Annotated in this window: 22 protein-coding genes; 4 read left to right on the forward strand and 18 right to left on the reverse strand. The window is 45.6% G+C overall.

The features are described from left to right. Positions 1–20: 20 nt before the first annotated feature. On the forward strand, positions 21–1325 hold the full coding sequence (locus BLT53_RS15630; protein WP_090236105.1) for a CitMHS family transporter: 1305 nt from the start codon (positions 21–23) through the stop codon (positions 1323–1325). 56 nt (positions 1326–1381) lie between these two features. Here the strand turns inward: BLT53_RS15630 and BLT53_RS15635 are convergent, their stop codons facing one another. Further along, positions 1382–2581, reverse strand: a complete 1200-nt coding sequence (locus BLT53_RS15635) for an MFS transporter (protein WP_090236107.1) — start codon at positions 2579–2581, stop codon at positions 1382–1384. Between the two features lie 20 nt (positions 2582–2601). Then, positions 2602–3171, reverse strand: a complete 570-nt coding sequence (locus BLT53_RS15640) for a TetR/AcrR family transcriptional regulator (protein WP_090236108.1) — start codon at positions 3169–3171, stop codon at positions 2602–2604. 453 nt (positions 3172–3624) lie between these two features. Between BLT53_RS15640 and BLT53_RS15645 the strand changes: the two genes are divergently transcribed. Continuing rightward, positions 3625–4065, forward strand: coding sequence for a hypothetical protein (locus tag BLT53_RS15645; RefSeq protein WP_090236110.1), 441 nt, complete (start codon positions 3625–3627; stop codon positions 4063–4065). A gap of 794 nt (positions 4066–4859) precedes the next feature. Here the strand turns inward: BLT53_RS15645 and BLT53_RS25645 are convergent. From BLT53_RS25645 to fdhF, 4 genes are read right to left on the reverse strand one after another with little or no spacing between them, the layout of a single operon-like run. Beyond that, the gene (locus tag BLT53_RS25645) at positions 4860–4982 is read right to left on the reverse strand and encodes a hypothetical protein (protein WP_280138808.1); all 123 of its coding nucleotides are present in this window, start codon (positions 4980–4982) and stop codon (positions 4860–4862) included. Positions 4983–4997: 15 nt separating this feature from the next. Next, complete coding sequence (locus tag BLT53_RS15650; protein WP_090236111.1) at positions 4998–5216, reverse strand: heavy-metal-associated domain-containing protein; 219 nt, start codon at positions 5214–5216, stop codon at positions 4998–5000. Between the two features lie 15 nt (positions 5217–5231). After that, a complete protein-coding gene (locus tag BLT53_RS15655) occupies positions 5232–5729 on the reverse strand; it encodes a helical membrane plugin domain-containing protein (RefSeq protein WP_090236112.1) in 498 nt (165 codons plus the stop codon). Further along, on the reverse strand, positions 5704–8679 hold the full coding sequence (gene fdhF / locus BLT53_RS15660; protein WP_090236114.1) for a formate dehydrogenase subunit alpha: 2976 nt from the start codon (positions 8677–8679) through the stop codon (positions 5704–5706). Before fdhF ends, BLT53_RS15655 begins: the two co-directional genes overlap by 26 nt. A 142-nt stretch (positions 8680–8821) precedes the next feature. Between fdhF and BLT53_RS15665 the strand changes: the two genes are divergently transcribed. Then, positions 8822–9040: a hypothetical protein gene (locus tag BLT53_RS15665; protein ID WP_090236116.1), complete on the forward strand. Its 219-nt coding sequence runs from the start codon at positions 8822–8824 to the stop codon at positions 9038–9040. 52 nt (positions 9041–9092) lie between these two features. Here the strand turns inward: BLT53_RS15665 and BLT53_RS15670 are convergent, their stop codons facing one another. The 4 genes from BLT53_RS15670 to BLT53_RS15685 all read right to left on the reverse strand — a co-directional run bounded on the left by BLT53_RS15670 (position 9093) and on the right by BLT53_RS15685 (position 12863). After that, positions 9093–10319, reverse strand: coding sequence for a CynX/NimT family MFS transporter (locus tag BLT53_RS15670; RefSeq protein WP_090236117.1), 1227 nt, complete (start codon positions 10317–10319; stop codon positions 9093–9095). A gap of 256 nt (positions 10320–10575) precedes the next feature. Further along, complete coding sequence (locus BLT53_RS15675) at positions 10576–11034, reverse strand: hypothetical protein (protein ID WP_090236118.1); 459 nt, start codon at positions 11032–11034, stop codon at positions 10576–10578. Between the two features lie 172 nt (positions 11035–11206). Continuing rightward, the gene (locus BLT53_RS15680; protein WP_090236119.1) at positions 11207–11872 is read right to left on the reverse strand and encodes a GNAT family N-acetyltransferase; all 666 of its coding nucleotides are present in this window, start codon (positions 11870–11872) and stop codon (positions 11207–11209) included. Between the two features lie 40 nt (positions 11873–11912). Continuing rightward, positions 11913–12863 carry a GHMP family kinase ATP-binding protein gene (locus BLT53_RS15685; protein ID WP_090236121.1) on the reverse strand — a complete coding sequence of 317 codons (951 nt, stop codon included), beginning with the start codon at positions 12861–12863 and terminating at the stop codon, positions 11913–11915. Positions 12864–13429: 566 nt separating this feature from the next. Between BLT53_RS15685 and BLT53_RS15695 the strand changes: the two genes are divergently transcribed. Beyond that, the gene (locus BLT53_RS15695) at positions 13430–13834 is read left to right on the forward strand and encodes a ribosomal maturation YjgA family protein (protein WP_342027874.1); all 405 of its coding nucleotides are present in this window, start codon (positions 13430–13432) and stop codon (positions 13832–13834) included. 147 nt (positions 13835–13981) lie between these two features. On the opposite strand, the gene BLT53_RS15700 is transcribed toward BLT53_RS15695, so the two are convergent. From BLT53_RS15700 to BLT53_RS15735, 8 genes are all read right to left on the reverse strand, one after another. Next, positions 13982–14977, reverse strand: a complete 996-nt coding sequence (locus BLT53_RS15700) for a hydroxyacid dehydrogenase (protein ID WP_090236126.1) — start codon at positions 14975–14977, stop codon at positions 13982–13984. A gap of 21 nt (positions 14978–14998) precedes the next feature. Continuing rightward, positions 14999–16144: a DUF2264 domain-containing protein gene (locus BLT53_RS15705; protein ID WP_090236128.1), complete on the reverse strand. Its 1146-nt coding sequence runs from the start codon at positions 16142–16144 to the stop codon at positions 14999–15001. Then, complete coding sequence (locus BLT53_RS15710; protein ID WP_090236129.1) at positions 16137–16772, reverse strand: YesL family protein; 636 nt, start codon at positions 16770–16772, stop codon at positions 16137–16139. The genes BLT53_RS15705 and BLT53_RS15710 overlap by 8 nt, the downstream gene beginning before the upstream one ends. Before the next feature lie 50 nt (positions 16773–16822). After that, positions 16823–18178, reverse strand: coding sequence for an extracellular solute-binding protein (locus BLT53_RS15715; protein ID WP_090236131.1), 1356 nt, complete (start codon positions 18176–18178; stop codon positions 16823–16825). Positions 18179–18202: 24 nt separating this feature from the next. Further along, a complete protein-coding gene (locus BLT53_RS15720) occupies positions 18203–19057 on the reverse strand; it encodes a carbohydrate ABC transporter permease (RefSeq protein ID WP_090236133.1) in 855 nt (284 codons plus the stop codon). Between the two features lie 20 nt (positions 19058–19077). Then, positions 19078–19998, reverse strand: a complete 921-nt coding sequence (locus BLT53_RS15725) for a carbohydrate ABC transporter permease (protein WP_090236134.1) — start codon at positions 19996–19998, stop codon at positions 19078–19080. A gap of 160 nt (positions 19999–20158) precedes the next feature. Continuing rightward, on the reverse strand, positions 20159–21055 hold the full coding sequence (locus BLT53_RS15730) for an AraC family transcriptional regulator (RefSeq protein WP_244520431.1): 897 nt from the start codon (positions 21053–21055) through the stop codon (positions 20159–20161). A 42-nt stretch (positions 21056–21097) separates the two neighbouring features. After that, a complete protein-coding gene (locus BLT53_RS15735; RefSeq protein ID WP_090236136.1) occupies positions 21098–21871 on the reverse strand; it encodes a sugar phosphate isomerase/epimerase family protein in 774 nt (257 codons plus the stop codon). Between the last annotated feature and the right edge of the window lie 5 nt (positions 21872–21876).

The following is a 21876-nucleotide window of genomic DNA, read 5'->3' on the forward strand; positions in this document are numbered from 1 at the left end:
CATTCAAAGGAGGTTTTATCGTGATAACATTTTTGAGTTTTGCCATGATCATCGTTTTTATGTATTTAATCATGAGTAAAAAGTTATCTGCATTAAATGCTCTAATTCTTGTCCCTGTGGTTTTCGCCTTGCTTGGCGGCTTTACGAATTTAGGTCCCATGATGCTTAAGGGGATAGAATCGGTGGCTTCAACAGGGATCATGCTTGTGTTTGCCATCCTGTACTTTGGAGTCTTAATCGATGCGGGCATGTTTGATCCACTTGTTAATAAAGTGGTTCAGCTTGTTAAAGGTGATCCGGTGAAGATTACGATAGGTACGGCCGCCTTATCTTTGCTAGTAGGATTAGATGGTGATGGAACGATTACCTATATGATCGTTGTTACTGCTCTTTTGCCAATCTATAAGCGGCTGGGAATGAATCCTTTAATATTGGCCTGTCTTCCTGCATTGTCCATGGGCATCATGAACATTCTTCCTTGGGGAGGGCCAACTGCCAGAGTTTTATCCGTTTTAAAACTGGATACCTCCGAACTTCTAGTCCCCATCATTCCAGCGATGATTGCCGGTGTTCTTTGGATTTTTGCCGTTGCCCTTTTCCTTGGAAAACGGGAAAGATCCAGACTGGGAATTACTAAAGACCACTCCCTTGCAATTCAGGAACTGGCAATTTCCACTGCTGATCATCAACAGGATCAAAGTCTAAAGCGTCCAAAACTCTTCTGGTTTAACCTTTTGTTTACCTTTTTTCTGGTGGCAGCACTGTTAACTAACCTGCTTCCCATTCCTGTATTATTCATGCTCGGTTTTTCTATCATTCTGGTCGCCAATTATCCCAGGCTTGAGGATCAAAAGGAACGGCTACAGGCACATGCAGGCAACATATTAACTGTTGTTCCTCTCGTTTTTGCTGCAGGAATTTTCACCGGAATATTAGAAGGAACCAAAATGGTTGATGCCATGGCTGGGGCACTGGTCTCTATTATCCCGGACTTTATGGGACCACAGTTGCCGTTAATCACTTCTATTACCAGCATGCCATTTACGTTTATTATGGCCAATGATCCCTACTATTTTGGTATTATTCCGATACTGGCCAAAACAGCTTCACAATTCGGCATAGAGCCTATTGAGATCGGCATGGCTTCTTTACTCGGACAACCTCTTCATTTGCTTAGCCCACTGGTGGGTTCCGTATATGTATTAATAGGCTTAGCTGGAATTGAATTCAGGGATCATATTCGATTCACTGCGAAATATGCAGTTGGCACCGCGCTGGTCATGACTATTGCTGGAATTTTAAGTGGGGCACTCTCTATCTTTTAACAAGGAAATCCAAAAAAAAGAAATGACCTCTACTTATTCGGTCATTTCTTTCCACTTTATGAAACCTGCTTTACAGTTGGCATAGCCTCTGTCCGTCCAGGGTGTGTTTTGATAAACAGGGAGACCACGAAGCCTGCCGCCATAACCAGGCTCAAGATCTCAAAGGCACTCTGATAGGAAACGTGGCTCATTAAATAGAGTGCGGCGGTGGGTCCTGTGCTCGCGCCTAAAAACAAAATAAAAGCGTTGAAGGAAATGGCGCTTCCCTTTGCAGGTCCTGCCAAATGATTTATGAGCGTTATCGAAATTGGCGTGATCAACGCGATTCCGGCAACAAAAAGAACTGTGGTGAACACAAGCATCGGCAAATTATGGCTGAAACCAAGTCCAACCAGACCGGCAACACTTAACACCAGACTGCCGCGGAGCATCAGGCCATTCCCCAGTTTTTTCGCCATTCCCCCGGCAAATGGCGACAGCAGCATCCCAATAATGCCGAAGGCCCGTACCCACAAGATCTGCTGGGCAGACAGTTCCCATTCTGGAGAAGCGAGATAATTCCCTAAAACGGAATACATGCCAACCAGTGACAGCAGAAGAGTAAATGTAATGATGTAGATCATCATCAGCTGTCCATTTCGGAACAACAGTTTCGTTTGCTTGAATTGTGCGAACACACTGCCCTTGGCTCGCGGAAGATTATCCTTCGGTAAAAAGAAAATAACCAGCAGGCTTGAAACCAGGTAAACCACACCCAAAATGGTAAAGATGGCGTGCCATCCATACGCATGGTTAACGGCCCCGCTAAACACCTGCCCCACCACACTTGCCATCAAAAGGCCCGAGCTGATAAAACCGACTGCTGTCAGCCGTTTTTTCGGTGGAAACATTTCTGCGGCATATACAAAAGAGATTGGTGCAAACGCGGCTGCAATCAATCCTTCAAGCGCCCGAAGCGTGACCAATCCGGAAAAATGATCCACAAATCCAATAACAAAAGAAACGATTGTTAACGCACTAATGCTGCAGGCAAGGAAAACCTTACGGCCATACTTGTCGGAAAATGGCCCGTACAGCAGGCATCCGACCGCGTAACATAACGAAAACGCACTGCCAATCCAGGCTGCCTGATTGGCCGTAACATGAAAAGTGTCCGTGAACACGGTGGTGAGCGGGATGGTCACATACATACTCGAGATGATGACCAATCCGCTCCACAATAAAATAAGGGTCATAATTGAATATTTCTTTTCCACTACCGATCTCCTTTACTTTCTTACTTACCACTGCATGCCGGCAAAATACCAGCAATGACATGATCCACCAGTTCAGAAATAAAACATTCATCTGGTGTTTGTTTATAGATGAGGATACGAAAATAGATCGGACCGATCAGCATATCAAGCAGAATATCAATATTTACTTCCGCTTCAATCCCTTCTCTTTCCATGGCCTGCCCTAAAAAAGAGGCTGAATCCATTCGGCGCAAACTTAAATACGAGGTATAAAATTCATCCGAAATTTCTTTATCCTCCACAATGATGGCCAGCATCGATCTTCCGAGCGTTGTGCTGAACACATCCGCCAGGTTTTTTAACTGCTCCACAAAATTCTTCTTAATCGAATCATTGGAATCAAATTGAAACGCAGACTCTGTCACCATTAAAAAAGCATCCAGTACAAGATGCGCTTTCGTTGGCCACCACCGGTAAATGGTCGCTTTACCGACCCCGGCTTTTGCTGCTATCCCCTCAATCGTCAAACACAAATAGCCTTTATGGTTCAACTCACTGATGGTTGCTTCCAATATTTTTTCCTTATTCCTCGGCTGTTTGGTTTGAATCATGATTTACAACCTCCAAAACCTTCTCCAATGAAACGATACGTATCGTTTCATTCTTTTGCTATTATAGCCGTCTTGAACTACAAAAGCAATTCATCCGTATACTCCATTTAGAGATAATTCTTTCAAATAGGATGACAATAATTCAATCCCTATCCTTTTTTTAATAGTAATTGAAGTTTTTCGTCGAGATAAATGGGGGTAGCCGGTCTGGAGGATTAGAATATTTGTCTTTTTCAGTTCCTGCTTCATAAAGGAAGGGACTTGCAAGTCATTCGTTGGTTATTACTCCATAACTCAAACATAAAATCAGGAATACAGAAATATAATAAAGGAGTAACTATGACACTTCTGAAATCTGCTAATGGCGTATATGACGAAAGCAAGAGAAAGATATAAATATACTAGCTTGTTGGATGGATGCTCCTCAATCTTTATAAGGAGGTAATAGATGAAGTGCGTAATGGTTTGAAATATAATATTAGAAATCAATTCATGATTATAGTTGATGATCGTACACTTGCAAGATTACTAAGGAGATTAGCCCTAAACGGTATCAATATTAACGGATTCCAAGAATATAAGACTCCTAATAATCAAAATATATTTAGATTCGTAGTGGGAAAAACGGCAGGCGAAAATAATAGCGAGCTGCTTATCGTAAGAGACATTTTACAAAACCTTCAAGTTCATTGGCAGGAAAAGCAGGTAATTCAAATACTGGAAATTTCCTCAGGGGCTCCAGGACAATTAGGAATAATCTATGGAGCATTGTGGTGCAAAGTAAAAATTGAGGCGATTTACTTTGGAGAAGACACAAAATTATTTTTGGATGTTTCAGCTAATCAAAACGCCTTGTATATTCTATCTGCTCCTGAACTTAAACTTTGCAAATAAAAATTTATAGCCATATTTTAATTTTTGCAGTCAAGTGGAGGGGAAGGGCAGGAACCACTATTATGGCGACAGGTGTTCGCAAATTTTCTCTAATTTAAACAAGGATGATGTTGTCTGATCATCCTTGTTTTTTCATGTAAATCACAATTTCCAGAAGTCAGAGTTGCGGCATAAAGACTTTTGTTCAACGGGTTTTTTAAAATTTTTCGAGGCAGACAGGGTTTTAGTCCAAACTCCATTAAAACAGGTGAATAAGATATTGGAAGGGCTATAGTCCTATTTGTTATTAATTCGTTAAGGGAGGTTATCTTATGCCAAAAAAACCACCTAGAACAAAAAGTTCTAGTTCTAGTTCTAGTTCTAGTTCCTCTCATCATAAACGTTCTTCTAGACGATCCTCCAAACATTCATCAAAACGATCCCGTTCTTCTTTATGTAGCAGCAGTTCATCCAGTTCAAGTTCCTCTCCACATAAATTTTCTAAAAGACAATCCTCTAAGAAATGCAGGCGACATAAAAAACGTTGTTGCCGTGATGCTTGGGAATGGATTTTTTAAATTTAGAGCCTGCCCATCATAGACACGCCATAGAGTGGAACAATGTCAGCAAGTACTAGGAACAAACATGTAGTCTCTAGTACTTGCCCAATTTCTTATAAGAAAAAAGTTTTTATTTAACAATTTAGCACGCAATATACATATTGTTAGGACATTCTTCTGTCTATCTAAAAGTATTTATGTCAATGTCAATCACATAAGAATATTAGCCTGAAGTAGAAGTGCAGGCCTTCCCTCTTATATACTTTCCAGCCTGCGGTCATTTTGGCAGTTTTCACAGAGATGAAGTATTTTCGGGGAATCTTCCATCTCGCTTTTTTCCAGCTGCTCTTCAACCCCGCAAATTTCACATTTTTTCATGCGTTCCTCCTCCTTTCAATGAAGCTCGTCCAAGACAGCATATCCACTTTCCTGAATAGCCTGAAGAAAATCCTCATAGGACGCCATGTTGGGATCAAAACTGATACTTGCCTCTCCCCGGCTGATGTTAACATCCACCTTTTCAATTCCCCATACATGATGAAGGGCATTTGAAATCGTATTGGCGTCCTGCTCATTTTCCAATCCTTTAATTTTGATGCTTTTTGCTTCCAATTCGGGTTCCATCCTTTATTTATTGTGTCTTGGGACCTCATTCAGGCCTTCGCCCATGCCCTGCAAAAACTCCATCATCATGGCCATAGTTGCTCTCGTTTCCGGAGTGCGCATGCTTTTTCCCAGCTGCCATAAACTTGGTGTTTCCTCGTTTTCTGCAGAATCCGCTGCTCGCTCCATCCCCTTACTGAGTCCGGAGAGCATGGTTTTAAGCTGGTCAGGGTTCAATGTTCCTAAAAAGTTAAAGGCATTGATTCCGTTTTTTATCGTTTTGTGCATTTGAGGCTTGTTCAATTGCTGGACGGCGATTACTCCTACATCGTTACGTTTTTCAATAAGAGCGGATAAGGTATCCAGCGCCCCCATTTCATGAAGATTTTTCACGATGCTAATCATGGTCAGAATTGCTTCGCTGTTGTCCGCCAGTTCCCGAACAATTCCTGCCACTGCTTCCGCCTGTTCTTCTTCCCGGGTGCGGCCTTCCTTTTTAATTTGCCTGATTGCTTTCGCCATATTCGTCCCCCCTTATCAACTCTTCGATTGGCGTGAAATCGTCACGCTTCCACTTGGCTTCCACACGAACACTGATTTGCGGAATACGATTGCCAAACCGGTGATTCACCTTTGGCAATGGAGGCTCTCCAGAAGTTTCGAGCACTTCCATTCTGACGTCCATTTCCTTGTATGCCGGTGTATGAGTCGTAATGTCGTGGTAGCTGCTCGTCAGCTTGTTAACCGCTTCAATGTCCTCAGAAGTGTTCATGGTGAGATACAGCTCATTGCCTTTTACCCGGTCGGTGACGATTACACGGACCTCCACATGGCCATATGGAGAAGTCAGGCCAACGAGTGCACCGTCCTCAAGCTCCCGTTCACGGGCAAGCTCTGGCGAGACTTCCACCCAAGGATGAGGAACTTTGTGTGTAAGCCCCTCTGAGCGATAGGTCATGTTTCCCTCATGGAAATGCTCAAGCAAACGGCCGTTATTTAAATGCAGGTCGAACTCTTCACCCGGCTTAAACGGCTCAGTCCATTCCACAACAACCAGCTTCGCCTTGCCGTCAGGAAATGCAAACCTCTCCTCGTATAAGAGCGGAGAATCGGTACCATCTGCTGCTACCGGCCAAAGCTGGCTGTTCCATCCTTCCAGCCGCTCATAACTTACACCGGCAAAGATCTTGGCGAGACTGGCCGCCTCTTTCATGATTTCTCCAGGATGAGTATAGTTCCAATTGGCTCCCATGATATTGGCCAACTCCTGAAAGATTTCCCAATCCGGTTTCGACTGGCCAAGCGGCTCAAGCACCTTGTAAAAACGCTGGATGCGGCGTTCCGTGTTGACGAACGTACCGTCCTTCTCCAGACTTGGTGCTGCCGGTAAAACCACATCCGCAAATTGTGCTGTTTTACTGAAGAAAATGTCCTGCACCACAAAGAATTCCAGCTTTTCAAAGCCAGCATCCACAAAATTCGAATTGGAATCCACCAGTGACATGTCTTCACCGAACAAATAAAGTGCCTTTAACTTTCCTTTATGGATACCTTCCACCATTTGATGGTTATCCAGTCCCGGCTCTTCCGGAAGCTTGACGCCCCATGCTTTTTCATAGCGTTCGCGCACTTCTTTGTCCTGGACAGGTTCATAACCCGGCATCCAAGCCGGCATTGTGCCAAAATCACACGCCCCCTGAACGTTGTTGTGTCCTCTAAGCGGATACGCACCTGTTCCGGTTCGTCCGTAATTTCCTGTCACGAGCAGCAAATTGGAGATGGCAGTACTCGTATCGGTCGCTCCCATATGCTGGGTGACACCCATTGCCCATAGAGCACAGACCGATTTTGCCTCATGAATCATGGTTGCCATCTGGATCAACGTTTCTTTGGATAACCCTGTTTTTTCCTCGGCGTATTCCAGTGTGAACTTATCCAATGATGACCGGTATTCTTCAAATCCATTAACCCGTTTCTCCAAAAATGCTTTGTCTTCCCATCCTTGATCAAGAATGTACTTGGTAACTGCTGAAAGCCAAATTAAATCTGAACCCGGTTTGGGGTGAACATGCAGATCAGCCCGCTCAGCCAGTTCATTTTTCCTCAGATCGACGACCATTAGTTTTTGCCCGTGCAATTTGTGGGACCGTTTAATTCGGGTAGCCAGAACAGGATGGGATTCTGCCGGATTGGCCCCAATAATCATGACCAGCTCAGATGCTGCAATATCCTTAATTGTTCCGGCATCACCGCCAATTCCAACTGTCCGCAACAGTCCTGCCGTTGCCGGAGACTGGCAGTATCGTGAGCAATTGTCCACATTGTTGGTTCCCATAATGGATCGCACAAACTTTTGAAAAAGATAATTCTCTTCGTTCGAGCATTTGGAAGAGGCGATATAGCCGATGGAATGAGCACCATGCTCTTCCTTAATGCCTGTCAGCTTTTCTGCAATGAGTTTCAACGCTTCTTCCCAGGTGGCCTCAACAAACTCTTCTCCTTTTCGAATCAAAGGCTTCGTCAGCCGCTTGTCACTGTTGACGAAATCCCATCCCCATTTTCCTTTGACACAGGTGGATATTCCGTTAACCGGTGCTTCCTCACTCGGTTCAATCTTCAGGATTTCCCGGCCCTTCGTCCAAACTTCAAAACTGCAGCCTACCCCACAGTAAGTACACACGGTTTTAGTCCGTTTAATCCGGGCTTTCCTCATGGCTGCTTCCATTTCGGATATGGCGAAAATCTCCTTATACCCTGGCTCGACTTCCTTCGTAAGATCGATCATCGGTCCAAGCATGTTGGCCGGAATGCCAGTCAGATACCCCGCCTCTCCGAGCATCGACTTTTCCATTAGTGCATTACAGGGACAGACCGTGACACAGTGGCCACAAGAAACACATGATGATTCATCGATTGGAACATCGTTATCCCAAATCACGCGCGGTGCTTCACGTTCCCAGTCGATGGTCAGCGTCTCATTCACCTGCAAATCCTGACAGGCTTCCACACATCTTCCACACAAAATGCACTGATCCGGTTCATAGCGGTAAAAAGGATGTGAGTTATCCGGCGGGTAAGGTTTCGCTTCAAATTTATATTTCTGATGCTCAATCTCCAGGTATTCAGCCGTATTATGCACCACGCAGTTGCCGTTATTGTTATCGCAAACGGTGCAATAGAGCTCATGATTTTTTAAAATACGCGACATTGCTTCGTACTGTGCATCCTTAACGTTTTTTGACAGTGAATCGACCTGCATCCCGGGTGTAGCCTTAGTGGAGCAGGCACGAACCAGTTCGCCTTCTACCTGCACAAAACAGGTATCACACGTTTGAATCGTACCCAGGTCAGGGTGATAACAAATGCTCGGAATCTCATAGTCCTGTGATTTGGCCACCTGCAGAATGGTTTGGCCTTCTGTAGCAGGAAATTCTTTTCCGTTGATTTGTATGGAAAAATGGTTGTCTTCCATTGAATAAATCAGCCTCCTTTAGTCCAATTTCGTTTCTTTTTAACAAGCATTTCCAAAACCGAAAGCAATTAAAATAGATTGCATAGGAAAAGTAGAGATTGGTTAGGATTTTGATAGAAGTGATAAAGGAGTGGATCAAAAAATGGAGAAGGAAGAATTACTTTCGCATGTCACCGCGATGATTGTATCCTCGGCCAAGGTGCCGAAGCATATGGCCGTTTCACCTGTAAAAATGGCCGATTTGTATGGAGTCAAAGCAATCGAAGTGGAAAAGGGACTTAATGAATTAGTAGATGAAGGAAAGCTAAGAAGAGAGCAATTGCAGGATTATCCGCACTATATGGTATATCTCCTGCCTTAAAAATCTATATAAAAAAACAGGCTGTTCGTTTTCAACAGCCTGTTTTCTTACGTTATAAAGCCTTTTTCTGAAGAACATCAGTATCTTTCTCAACGCTCACATAACGATTGCTTCCCGCTCCCATGCCAACGAAAAAAAGTAGAACGCCGGCCACGACCAAAACTGTAAGGGGAAGGGTCCAGCTATGGGTTTTATCATGCAAAAAGCCAAAAAGGGCCGGTCCAATCGCAGCCAGCAAATAACCGACCGATTGGGCCATTCCTGATAGCTCTGCCGCCTGATGGGCATTTTGCGTCCGAAGCACAAAAAACATGGTCGCCAGGCCGAATCCTGAGCCGATGCCGATCCCAATCAAAATGACATAGAGCGGAGCGAGCCAGGTCAATCCGCTAAGAATCCCGGCATAGCCCAAGAGTAAAAAGAGGACCGTAAAGGCTACGAGTTTTCGCTGATCGGCGCTCCTGCCCGCCAAAACCGGAACGAAGAACGTTGGGAGCAGACTCGCAAATTGAGTCAGTGACAGCAGCCAGCCGGCTTTTGAAGGACTCAGTCCCTGCTGATGCAAAATGGCCGGAAGCCAGGTAATAATCGAATAAAAAACGGTGGACTGCAGCCCCATAAACAGTGTCACCTTCCAGGCAAGCCCTGAACCCCACATGGATGTGCCTTTTACAGAAGATATGGGAACATGCTTCATCCTTAGCTGAGGAAGCCAAACAAGAATGGAAACGAGTGAGATGAGCACCCAGCACACTAGCGCAAAGCGCCAGCCATAGCCCAATCCTTTTGAAATGGGAATACTCACTCCGGAGGCAACGGCTGCCCACATGTTCATGGAAACCGAATAGGTTCCTGTCATCAGACCTACCTTGTTCGGGAACTCTCTTTTGATTAAACTCGGAAGCAGAACGTTGCATACCGCTATGGCAACTCCAAGCAATACCGTCCCGCCAAACAATCCGGATGAGAGAGGAACAGACCGCAATAATATACCTGCCCCCAGTAACAGCAATGCACCAAACAGCGTGTGCTCCAGGCCGAATTTACGTGCCATTTTAGGCGCCAGTGGCGAGATCAGAGCAAAAGCGAGCAGTGGCACGGTCGTCAGCATACCCGCGAGTGTGTTGGACATCCCTGTATTCTCCCTTATCATCTCGATGAGCGGCCCTACACAGGTTAATGGCGCTCTCAGATTAGCGCCGGCAAAGATAATACCCAAAATCAAAAGCCATCCACCCGGCTTGGAAACAGACAACATATGAACGTGTTGATTTTTCATCCTATTTTTCCTCCAATAAGAAAAGGCCCGGCTCCTCACATCCAATGGGGGGCCGTGGCACAATGTCATTAGTCTATTTGCATCAAAACACTTATGTATTCGCCATAAGAGAATAGAGCTGAAAAAGTGTCATACCTATAGTATAACAGAAATCCAATTCCTTTAAAGGGGTAAAGGATGTAAACATTCGTTTAACAAAAAAAGCAGCCCCCTCTTCGTCCCTATGCGAGGTGGCTGCTTCTATCTGTTATTGCACTTAATAGACCCTTTGCTTTTTAAGAATCGTAAAATCCTTATCAACCAGCCAAATCTGATGAACCCGGCGCACAGGATCGGCTTCCTTATTAAAATGATCAAGACTTACCGTAAAGAACCTTTCCACTTGTTGGTTATATGCCTCATTTTTCGATCGAATAATAAAGAACGTTTCCTTTTTACCAAGAACCGCCTGCGTATCCAGAACCGAATGGTATCGGTTTAAATCCCCAAAGGTATAGAACATCGATGAGCGGAACTCCTCTTCGATATCCAGCTTCAGCTGATTTTTCGCCTCCCGCCCCAGCTGCTTCGGATTCTCCTCATTCACTGTCACACCCAGCGGGGATGTCTCATTATCTTCATATGTTTCAAAAAGCAGCTGATTGATTTTCAAACCCGTAAAAAGACCGGTTACGATGATGAACGTCATCAAAAGGAATAATAATCCCCGTTTCATACATTCCCTCCATTCTGGTTGCTCAAATCTCTTATTACAACCTATGTCAGGGTGAAGGGAATTAGTAGTGAAAATCTAGCAATTTTTATGTTTCTATCAGTTCATAAGACACAAAAAAAGAAACCACCCTGTCCCTGACACGATAGAGGTGGTTCCTTTTGTTGCTTCATCCCTATTCTAAAAAAGGATTCCTCCACTCCATCAGCGCAGCACAATTCCTGGATTCTTCATCCTCCAGGTAGTTTTCCACAACCTTGACAGGAACGCGTCCGCAGCTCATGAGAAACGTAATGACCGGATCATGAAACTCTCCCTTCACAATCGATTCGAGATAGGCCTCTGGTGTATGGCTGCTGCATTTTTCATGATAGCCCGGCATTCTTCCCCCGCCAATCAGCCGCTCAAGCCCGTGATGAACCACAATCTCGTACATGGAGTTCATCAGGCATTTGCCGATTCCAAGCTTTCTGTAGGAAGGCCGTACACAAATATCAACCACATACAGTGAGTTGCCGTCTGGCTGGTGATTCCGGATATACCCTCCGTCTGTCACCTCTTCCCAGGTATGGTCAGGATCATCCGGTTGAAAATGAATCAGGTGAGCGGTCATGGAACCTGCCATTCTACCGTTGATTTCTGCACAAAGCGCTCCCTCGGGGAATAATTCCACATGATTCTTCAATTGCTCTTTTTTCCACCAAAGATCAGGAGAAAAAGGAGGCGGAAAGCTTTCCCGCTGAACCGCAATCAAATCATCGAAATCTTCTGTCTTGTAGTTTCGGATGACAGCAGAAACGGGCATTTTACGGTCTAACACATAGAATTCTTTCCGGTACATGAGTGCCTCCTTTTTATGTTTTTACTACTTTTGATCAAAATCAGTAGCTCCTCCCCATTATGGGTTCTCTCGTTTGACCATGGTCCTGGCTCTTATTCCAGGAATGATAAACCATCACCTCTCTAGAATGCTTAGAAAGCTTTTCCTTTGCTGCCGCCATTTTTTGATGAAATTGATCGTCGCTATTTGATAACAGGATGCCTATACATGTGCCGCTATGCGCAATAGCTATGCCCAGACCTTTTACTTCTTCACATATCGCTACGACTTGATTTAACGTCCTTTTAGGTCGGATCCGTTGATGCATCAAAGCGCTGGTAGTCGAAACTTTTCCAATCGCTCCTTCATCTCCATTCTCGATTGCCTTTGTTAAATCCTTTAACAGTTCTTCATAATAAGCCTTGTCCATGGATGAGAAGTTTTTTGGTACTTTATTAAACTCGACGGTATCAACGATTCCTCCTTCGTCGATTCCTACAATACTTAGCGGAGGCAATTGTCCAATAAACTTACATAACTCTACTTCTCTATGATAAAAAGAGACGACACCATCATACATAACACCATCTGTCGGTTCGATTTCTGCCAGAAAGTTTTGAGCCTCTTCCAAAGGGATATGAATTTGGAAACAATCAGAGATGGCCCTAATCACCGCGACAAGATCAGCAGAAGAGCTGGCGAATCCTTTTCCAATTGGTAAATTAGACTGTATATATAAATGCCCGCCAGCAGGCAGGCCATAATGCCTTAAAATGTTGTTTGCTAAATTAAGGGATTTCAATTTATTAGAGGGATATATAGTCAGGGAGTTAACGGTTGGAATACACGTAAAAGCAGCACGGGAAAAATTGGCGATTGGCAGTGTCACAAGAAAGTCTTTATCGTTTTCATTCCGGATCCCCTGCAAAAGCTCTCCAAACGTCCCAAAAGCAGCCCCCTGGCCATATTTGTGCCCTTTAACTAGCTTTTTTTGACCTGCTTGTACAATCAAATTTTGCACTTCCTCTCCCTCGATAAAAGCAATTTACATTGTTAGGATGATGAATCATTTATAAGGATTGCTGCTTGCTCAGGAAATGATGATGTGGGAGCGCATCCCCCGCATTCATATCCATTTTCAATAGTGTGGCATCAAAAGTGCCATGGCCCTGTCATCGTTTTCGATTATAACAGGGCAGCCAGTGAAGTCGGTGCTTCCTCCCAACAGTTTACGGCATCTGCGGAACAATCCTCAACAATTGCGGAACAAGTCACCATTTCCATTCAAGATATTGCTGTCGGAGCAGAAACCTCCTCTCTAAATGTGTCAGTTCCCTGCAGACATTGCTCAAACCTCCGCTGAGCAGCAAAAGGAATAGGATCTGTTCAAGTTTTAGTAACTAAAAAAACTTCTGCATCGTTTTCCTCGCAGAAGTTTTTTCTTTACTTAACTATCTTCTGCTCCCGCTAGCAGGAGCAGATTCCCCCTTTTTCATAAATCGATTATACGAACTGGAGAAGTATATATGTTAAAATATGTTAGGTTATCTGACAGCGTTTTTAATCTCTTATGAAAGAGTGAATGAATTGAAACGAGCCATCTATCTTTTGTTCATTGTAATCACGATTATAGTCGGTCTTGCCTCAAGAGCATATGGCTCCTCCCTTCCAGATTTCTTGGCTGAGAATATCGGTGATGCTCTTTGGGCTGCCATGGTGTACTTTGGGTTTCGTTTTCTCTTGATACGAAAAAATCTGCGAACAGCCATGGCGCTTAGTTTTCTGTTCAGCTTTGGAATTGAATTCTCACAGCTCTATCAGGCGGACTGGATCAATCAGGTCCGGGATACTTTACCTGGAGCATTGATTCTTGGAAAAGGATTTCTTGCTGCGGATCTGGTGAGGTATGCAGCAGGGATCATTTTGGCTATGCTCCTGGACCGGTGTATACTTACCCGTTTTGGGCCTAAGAGGGTTCAATAACTTATTACTATTAAAATGGGCAGAGTGATAGTTTAGAAGCACAGCTTCCCAACTACCACTCAAGGAGTAATCACTTTCCTCGGTGCCCCTTTACGATTGTGGGTGTAATAAACAGCGGTTTCTGGCTCACACTGTGCGGGTTTCTCTCTACGCCATAATCCCCATATCCTTCTCCAGCACCTCGCACTTGAGCGGTTCGTTCCTCAAATATCGCTGAAATTCATCCAGCATGCTTTGTCCCATACGGGCACACTCCGGGCCTTTGCTGCCAGCAATATGCGGAGTCAGCACCACATTTGGAAGGGTAAATAGAGGTGATCCTGAAAGAGGCGGCTCAGGATGCGTCACATCCAAGACCGCAGTGATATCGCCGCGATTCATTAGCACTTCAATCATTTCATCCTCTCGTACGATCGCCCCGCGGGCTGTGTTTATAAAACTGGCGTTTGGTTTTAACAGGGAGAAATGCTGTCCCGTAATCATTCCGCGGGTTTCCTCCAATAACGGCGTATGAAGGGAAACGACGTCCGCCCGCTGAAATACCTCTTTCAGTGTACACAACTCCACACCCAGACTTCCGGCAGCCTCTTCGTTTACATATGGATCATAGGCAATGACCTTCACATCAAAAGGCTCAAGCAACTCACAAACCCGGCGGCCGATTTTACTCAGTGAGATGATTCCTACTGTGCTTCCAAACGCTCCTGCTCCGGCAGATGTTGATTTTCCGGGATAAGCCCGATCCCGCTGGATATTTCGGACATAGCTCCAGCCGTTTTTTAAGGAAAACAGAATTTGGGACAGTGCAAATTCCGTTACCGGGATGGCATTCGCTTCAGCCGCATTGAAAATTCGGATGTTTCTTTTCCACGACGCCTGAGTGGCAATGTTTTTTACTGTTCCTGCCGCATAAAAAACAGCTTTCAGACGCGGTGCTGCCGCCAAAAACGCTTCGTCGAGCGCAGGCCCTCCCCATCCCGAAAAAACAACCTCAACATCCGTTAGAATGGATTTATTTTCCTTGACCTGGTCCTTAGTCAAAAAAGGAATATCCATACCAACCAGATCTTCAATTTGCTGCCGGATCGTTGACGGGTACACCCACTCAAAAGGCGCCTCATCCATAATAAATAATCCTTTCATACTGTCAGCTCTCCTTTCCCATTAACTTTTCAATGCATGATCAATAGGAAAATCCAATCCGGACCATGCCTTTTTTGACGTCCAGCTTTCATCCTCATCACGCCAGAAGGAATTTGATTCCGGCAAGCCCAATGGCAAAAATATTAATGAGCAAAGATAGCCAGAGCCATTCGTAATGTAACCTTCACCAATTCCCGGCTGACGGCCGCAAAATCCGACCGTTATCCAACCGTCATCTGTATACGTCCCGGGTGCATGCAGGCACTTTTCCAAAACGGCAGTCAATCCGCAGCGCACCTGGGCGGGCGTTACACTCTCCGGCAAATCCCCTCGCCATGCGTGCTGAGCCAGCGTATGAAAAACACCGCAACGGTAGGCAAGCGACCGGCCAACGGGTGGAAAGGTTCCTTCCGGCGAGATCAATCGTTCAAGGATTTCTGCATAGCGCCGCGACCTATCTTTAACTGTCTCTGCCCGTTCGTGCCAGTCATCATAATGAGAGCCAACCGCCTCCAAAACATCGAGCAGCATCGGCTGAATAACAAAGCTGTTATAATAATCAAAGCGAAAATGGGGACCGTCACTGTAGACGCCATCCCCCGCATACCATTGCTCCATCTGCTTGATGGCATAGTCAATCCGCATGGGATCCCAATCACTTTCACCCATCCGGTGCAAAGCCGCTTCAATCATCGCAGAAAACAGCAGCCAGTTGGAGAACACGGGTTTTCTTGAACGGGTCGCTTGTAAGGCAATGACAACGTTCCTTTTCGCTCGGCCATCCAGCTTCTCCCACAACTCGGTTGGTGCACGAACAATGGCCTGGGCCAAAAATGCAGTGTCCACAATCGGCTGAAAACCATGGGAAAAATTCATATAGTCAGGGGATGCCGGGTCCGTTCCAGCGTCAATCGCCTCACGGGCCAGCTCGCAATAACGCTTTCGAAGATGTTCTTCCCTGCCCTCTGATTTTCCTTCAAGCCACGGCGCCATGCCGACAAGCAGCCGGGCCAGTGTTTCCAGATGAACATACGAATCTCTGTCTGCACCTTCTTTCATTTCCACCTGCATTTTTTCTTTGAGCTCTCTTTTAGCCAGCGCCTCAAGCGGAAGTCCAGCCAAAGTGAGCATGGTGTTGAGCCATAAGAGCCGCGTTGGATTATCCATTCAGCCCACCCGCCTTTGCTTTCCCTTCGAGCCTGAGAAACGCACAATGGGAGAACCACATGGAAAGAAAGCCTGCACCACTCAGATAAAAAAAGACAGAAAGCCCCGGAATGACATAGCAAATATATGTTACCACCAGGATACTCAGGCCGCTCAGCACGGTCATCAACGGTGAAGACAATCCGACAAACAAGGCATTCTTCACACAATCCATAAGTCCGCCTTTAAAATGGGCCAGCACCGGAAAGAGATAAAGCATGACGATGACATATAAAAAGAACAAACCAAGAAGCAAAACTTTCAGCCCACCAACCAAAAAATAATCAACCGGAAACACCAGTTTTACATTTACCCACAGAAGCAGCCCGAACAGCACCATGAAATACCCCAGCAGGTTTGCTTTTACAAATTGAGTCCGATACTCTCTCCAAAACTGCCGGATAAGCGAAGGGCTTTCTTCCTTCCTGATCCAGGAACGCTCAACCGCAAAAAGCGCTGCGGTTGCCGGGAAAACACCGCCGATTATCAGTCCTGCCAGGCTGAAAAGGAGCCACAGAACACTTGAGAACGCGAACCGTGCAAACCACACACAGGCCATGTAAAAACCCCCAAAGGCCGTGCCATCCATCCAACATCCCTCCTATGCAAAGAAAGGAGGATTTCTCCTCCTCCTTCGGCTTACTTTCTATTTTTCACCCAGGCGGTGCTCTCTCTTTGCGCTTTTTCCAGCGCCTGTTCCGCAGTACGCTTGCCGGTCAAGGCAGCTTCCACCTCTGACGTCAAGGTAAAGCGCGGCTGTGAGGAGCCCCAAGGATAGCGTGGTGTCCATGGGCTGCTCATCGCTTCAAACACCGGCTGCATGAGCGGCATTTTTTTTGTACTCTTCCAGGTTTTTGCGGCTTTAATGGCCGGAATGGCACCAACTTCTTCAAAGACGTACTTTTGCGCAAATTCATCGGTCGCAAATTTAATCCATTCCCAGGCCAGGTCTTTATTTTTGCTGCTCTTGGCAATCGCAAGCGGACTTCCTGCAAACAACCCGCCTTTTCCATCCTTGTTCTTGAATTCCTGCGCGATTCCAATCCGGTCTTCTAACCCTTGTGCATAGGTCGGTTTGATGGTATCGCCAGGTCCCTGGTTCATCATGATGGCAACGTTGTTATCCTTGGTCAACCACTTTTCCTGGCCCTGGTTGCTGACAAGGCCTTTTGGCGCGTAATTCTTCATGTCGAGCAGCCAGTCCAGCCCTTTTTTCATCTCCGGAGAGTTAAAATTGAACTTCACGTCTTTCCAGGCGAATCCTTCTCCCCATTTACCGTTTTGACCTTCAGCCAGATCGATCAGGGTGAAGGCGGAGGACCAGTCACCGCGGAACCAGATACCATAATTCTGCTTTCCGGTTTTCGGGTTTTTCCCAGTCATTTGTTTCGCTTTTTCCGCAACCTCCTTCATGGTCGGGTGGTCGGAAAGGTATTCAACACCCCAGTCGTCAAACAGCTTTTTGTCATACGCGATAAAACGTGCGTCTCCCAAAAACGGAAGACCGTAGATTTGCAGTTTGTCGTCATCCTTGCCAAGCACCTTCCAGCCATCCACTTGACTGTCGATAAACTTGTCCAGATCCATTTCTTTGTCTTTATCGATGTACGGCTGAAGAGGTTCAAGCACACCCTGTGGCGCGAAATCGGCAAGTCCGGGCATCTGATACACATCGGCTTCATTGGAGGTGATCATCGCCTGTGTTTTTTCCGTGTATCCTTCCCAGGGCATCAGAATGAAATCCACGGTTGCACCGGGATGCTGCTTTTCAAATTCCTCTTTTAATACGTCAATCCCTTTCACTTTCTTTCCCGTGATCGGATCAGTTGCCGTTTTATCCTTGAAATCCCCGATCATCTGCACCTTGATCTTTTTCCCTGCCCACTTTCCATCCGCTTTTCCTGAAGTATCCGAGGTTGAACAGCCAGCCAGCATGGCCACCACAGCCAGAATTAAAATGAGCGATAACGAAATCCCTTTCCGAACATGTTTCATTTCTTCGCCTCCTTTAAAATGGTCCTACTCTCCTTTTACACCGCTAAGCGCAATGCTCTGAATGATGTACTTTTGCAAAAACAGATATAAAATGACGATCGGCAGAACACTCATGGTTGCCAGTGCCATCGTTAATCCGCCAAGGCTTGTCCCGTTTTCAAGCGAGAAGCTGGCGAGGTAAAGAGGAACCGTCTGAAGCTCTTTGTCGTTCAGCACAACGAGCGGCCACATGAAGTCGTTCCAGCTCCAGATAAAGGCCAAAATGATCATCGTTGCCACAATCGGTCCGGCAAGAGGAAGATAAATGCGGAAAAAGGTTGTAAATTCCCCTGCGCCGTCAATTTGCGAGGCCTCCCTGAGCGTGTCGGGAAGCTGGTCAAAGAACTGCTTGCAAAGAAAGATCAGCATGCCGCTGATCAGTGACGGCAGAACGAGCGGCCAAAACGTATTAAGCAGATGGACTGAATTAAACAGCTTATACAACGGAATCAGGCGCGGCTCCATCGGGATCATGAGCGTGCAAAGGACGACCACAAACAAAACCTTTTTTCCTTTGAACCGGCCTTTGGAAAATGCGTATCCTGCCAAAAGTGATGCCGATACACCGATAAAGACAGAACTGACGGTAACGATCGCAGAGTTGAGGTAAGCCTTGATCAGGCTTCCGTTTTCAAACACGATGCCGAAGTTAAACGATGATAGGTGCTTTGGTATTAGTTTGGGCGGAAAGGGCATCGTGACATTGGCGGTGCGGTCAAATCCCACGCTCACCATCCAGACAAAGGGCGTAATGAGCAGCAGACCAAACAGCAGCAAAATAACGAAGTTGAAGCCTCCTGCAATCTGTTCTCTCTTTTTATAAGAAAGTCCAGCTTTCATGAAACACATCCCCCTTTCGCTTAAATTTTCATTTTGGAAACTTTCAGGTTAATAAATGTGAAGACCAGTATCAGAATAAACATAATATACGTCGCGGCCGAAGCGATTCCAAACTCAAACCCTGTAAAGCCCCGTTCGTAAATAAACGCTCCCATCGTTTGAATCGACCGTGCCGGACTTCCGTTTGGTCCCCCAAGCACATAGACTTCGTTAAATCGCTGCAGCGCTCCAATCCATCCGGTAATCAGCAAAAAGGCAAAGGTTCCTGCCATATTGGGAATGGTGATAAAAAACCATTGCTGAAGTCCGCTTGCTCCGTCGATTTTTGCGGCTTCGTACATTTCGCTCGGAATCGCCTGGAGATTGGCAAGACAGATGATAATGACAAAACCAATCCAGTGCCAGACGGCAAGAATAATGACCGCCCACTTTGAGGTGGAAGGATCAGATAGCCAGCCTGGTGCCGGCAGCCCGATGGCATGAAGAACATAGTTGACGATCCCCATTTCCGGATGAAGCACGAAAGCAAAAATCATGGCAGCGGCAACGATAGACGTAACATTAGGCAGGAAATAGAGCACTTTGAAAAAATTCTGGCCCCGTTTGGTAGAGTTAATAATCGATGCAAAGATAAAACCAAGCGGAATGGTAATAATGATTTGAAAGATGCCGATAAAAAAGGTATTCCATACGGCGTTCCAGAACGAGTTCGAGGATAAAACAGACTTAAAGTTTGCGAGTCCGATAAAATGCTCGACTGTTCCGTTGGATTGATAGAAACTGAGGCGCAGGGATTCAAAGATGGGGTAGACCATGAACAGCAGGATCCCTAAGAAACTCGGAATCAGGAAAACATACCATTTCAGCCCCCAGTCCTTCCGTTTGTTGCGCACCTTTTCCACTTCCATTTGGACGTTCAGCTCAATGCTGTTGTTAGCCATGACAGCCTCCTTTCAATTGGCGGGACAATCAAATGGTTTTGTCTGGATAATAAAACGCTTTCATTTATCTGGTTTAATTTTACTAATTTTCGGATAATTTAAAGGTTACAGGATGGTCTTTTTTCTTGAAAAATTTGTCTGATCTTGCTCTATTTTTGTTCTAATAGTTTCCAATCTGGTCTAACGTTTCACTTATGGTACGCTCGTTGCGGTAGGCAGTCGGTGTAATCTTGACTTGTTTGCGGAAAAAGCGGCTAAAATGCGAGGAATTTTCAAATCCGGATTCCAATGCCACCTCCAGGATCGACATTTCAGGATGCATTTCGAGCAAATACTTGGCCCGTTTGATGCGGCAGCTCATCAGATATTCCATGATGGTAAAGCCGGTTACGCATTTAAAGATTCTGGACATATAATATTTGCTGATATTCAGGCTCTTGGCAATATCGTCCAGTTTGATGTTCTTTTCGCGGTTGTCTTCCACCCATCGGATGATGCGGTCGACGTGCATGCTTTTTTCCGACTTGACGGAGGGAATTTTGACGATCCTCAACTTGCTTAATTCATAGATTTTAAACAGCAGCTGCACGAGAAGGGTGGTTACCTCACCTTCCTTCAGCCGGTTTTCAAACTTGTCCTCCTGCTTGTATCCTTTTGAAAAACCGACCTGTGCTATTTTCTTGATCAGCTCTTCAATTTCAAGCAGCATATCCTGGTCCACCCCTCGGAACAAGCAATTGTTCAGCATATAAAAAGGGTTTAACAGCTCGGGTACCTTTAAATTGGCAAGCACAGGCTTCAGCCACTCTCCGGAAAACTGGATCACACTCCGGATATAAGGCTGATCTTCTTCAGGATAAGGCCGGTGCAGTGTCAAACCATCCATAATGATAATGTCGTTTTCCTGCAGGTGATGGATTTCATCGCCGATCAAGTACTTGCATCTTCCGCTGTGAAAGAAATACACTTCGTACGTATCATGGGAATGAAAATCATAGTCCTCTTTCTTGATCTCTTTGGACATCCGGTATTCAGAAACAAAGAATTCTTCCTCCAATTTTTTCTCCCCCTTCACGAATTAAACGAACGGCCTGACTGACTATACTTTCCGGGAGTAAAGAACCGATGATAAAAATTGCCTTGCTGCACCTGCTTCTGCTTCAAAGTCCTGCCACTGGCATTCGATGGAGACCCGCCCGTTGTACCCCGCCTCGCCCAGGCAGGAAACAAACCTTTCGTAAGGATAGGTCCCCGTACCCGGTGCCCGCCTTCCGCTATCAGCCACATGAATATGGCGGATATAGTCTTTTTCGGAAACAAGGTGCTGGAGCGGTTCATTTTCTTCATCCATATGATAAAAATCGGCCAGCACCTGGATTGATGGACGATTTACCTTCTTGGCGATGGCTACAGCTTCGGGGACCGAGTTAATGATATTGCTTTCCTTTCGATTCAGCGGCTCGATGACAATCGTCAGGCCAAGAGGATCACTGTAATTTGCCACAAGATCAAGGAACCGAACAACCTGCTCCTCTCCCTTTTCCCTGGAAAATCCCTCCGGCAATGACCTTGCGCCTCCACTTCCAAACACGACTGTATCGGCTCCGATTTGTTTCACGCGAAGAAGGGCTTTTTCAACATAGCGTTCAACCGATGAGATGTTCACGTGTTCACCGGTGATTTTAAGTGATCCCGGCAAAAAGATATTGCATGCCTCTACCGGAAGTTCGCTTTCCTGGTAGCTTTCAAGGATCGCGGGAAAATCATCATCATGTTCCGGGACGAGGGATACCACCGTACATTCGAGAAAATCAAAACCGGCTTTTTTTACAATGACGGAGTTATCGATGGTCGTACAGCAGCCAAGCTTCATTCCCT

Origin of the sequence: Fictibacillus solisalsi (assembly GCF_900103485.1) — a bacterium.
In the GTDB taxonomy this organism is placed as follows: Bacteria; Bacillota; Bacilli; order Bacillales; family Fictibacillaceae; genus Fictibacillus_C; species Fictibacillus_C solisalsi.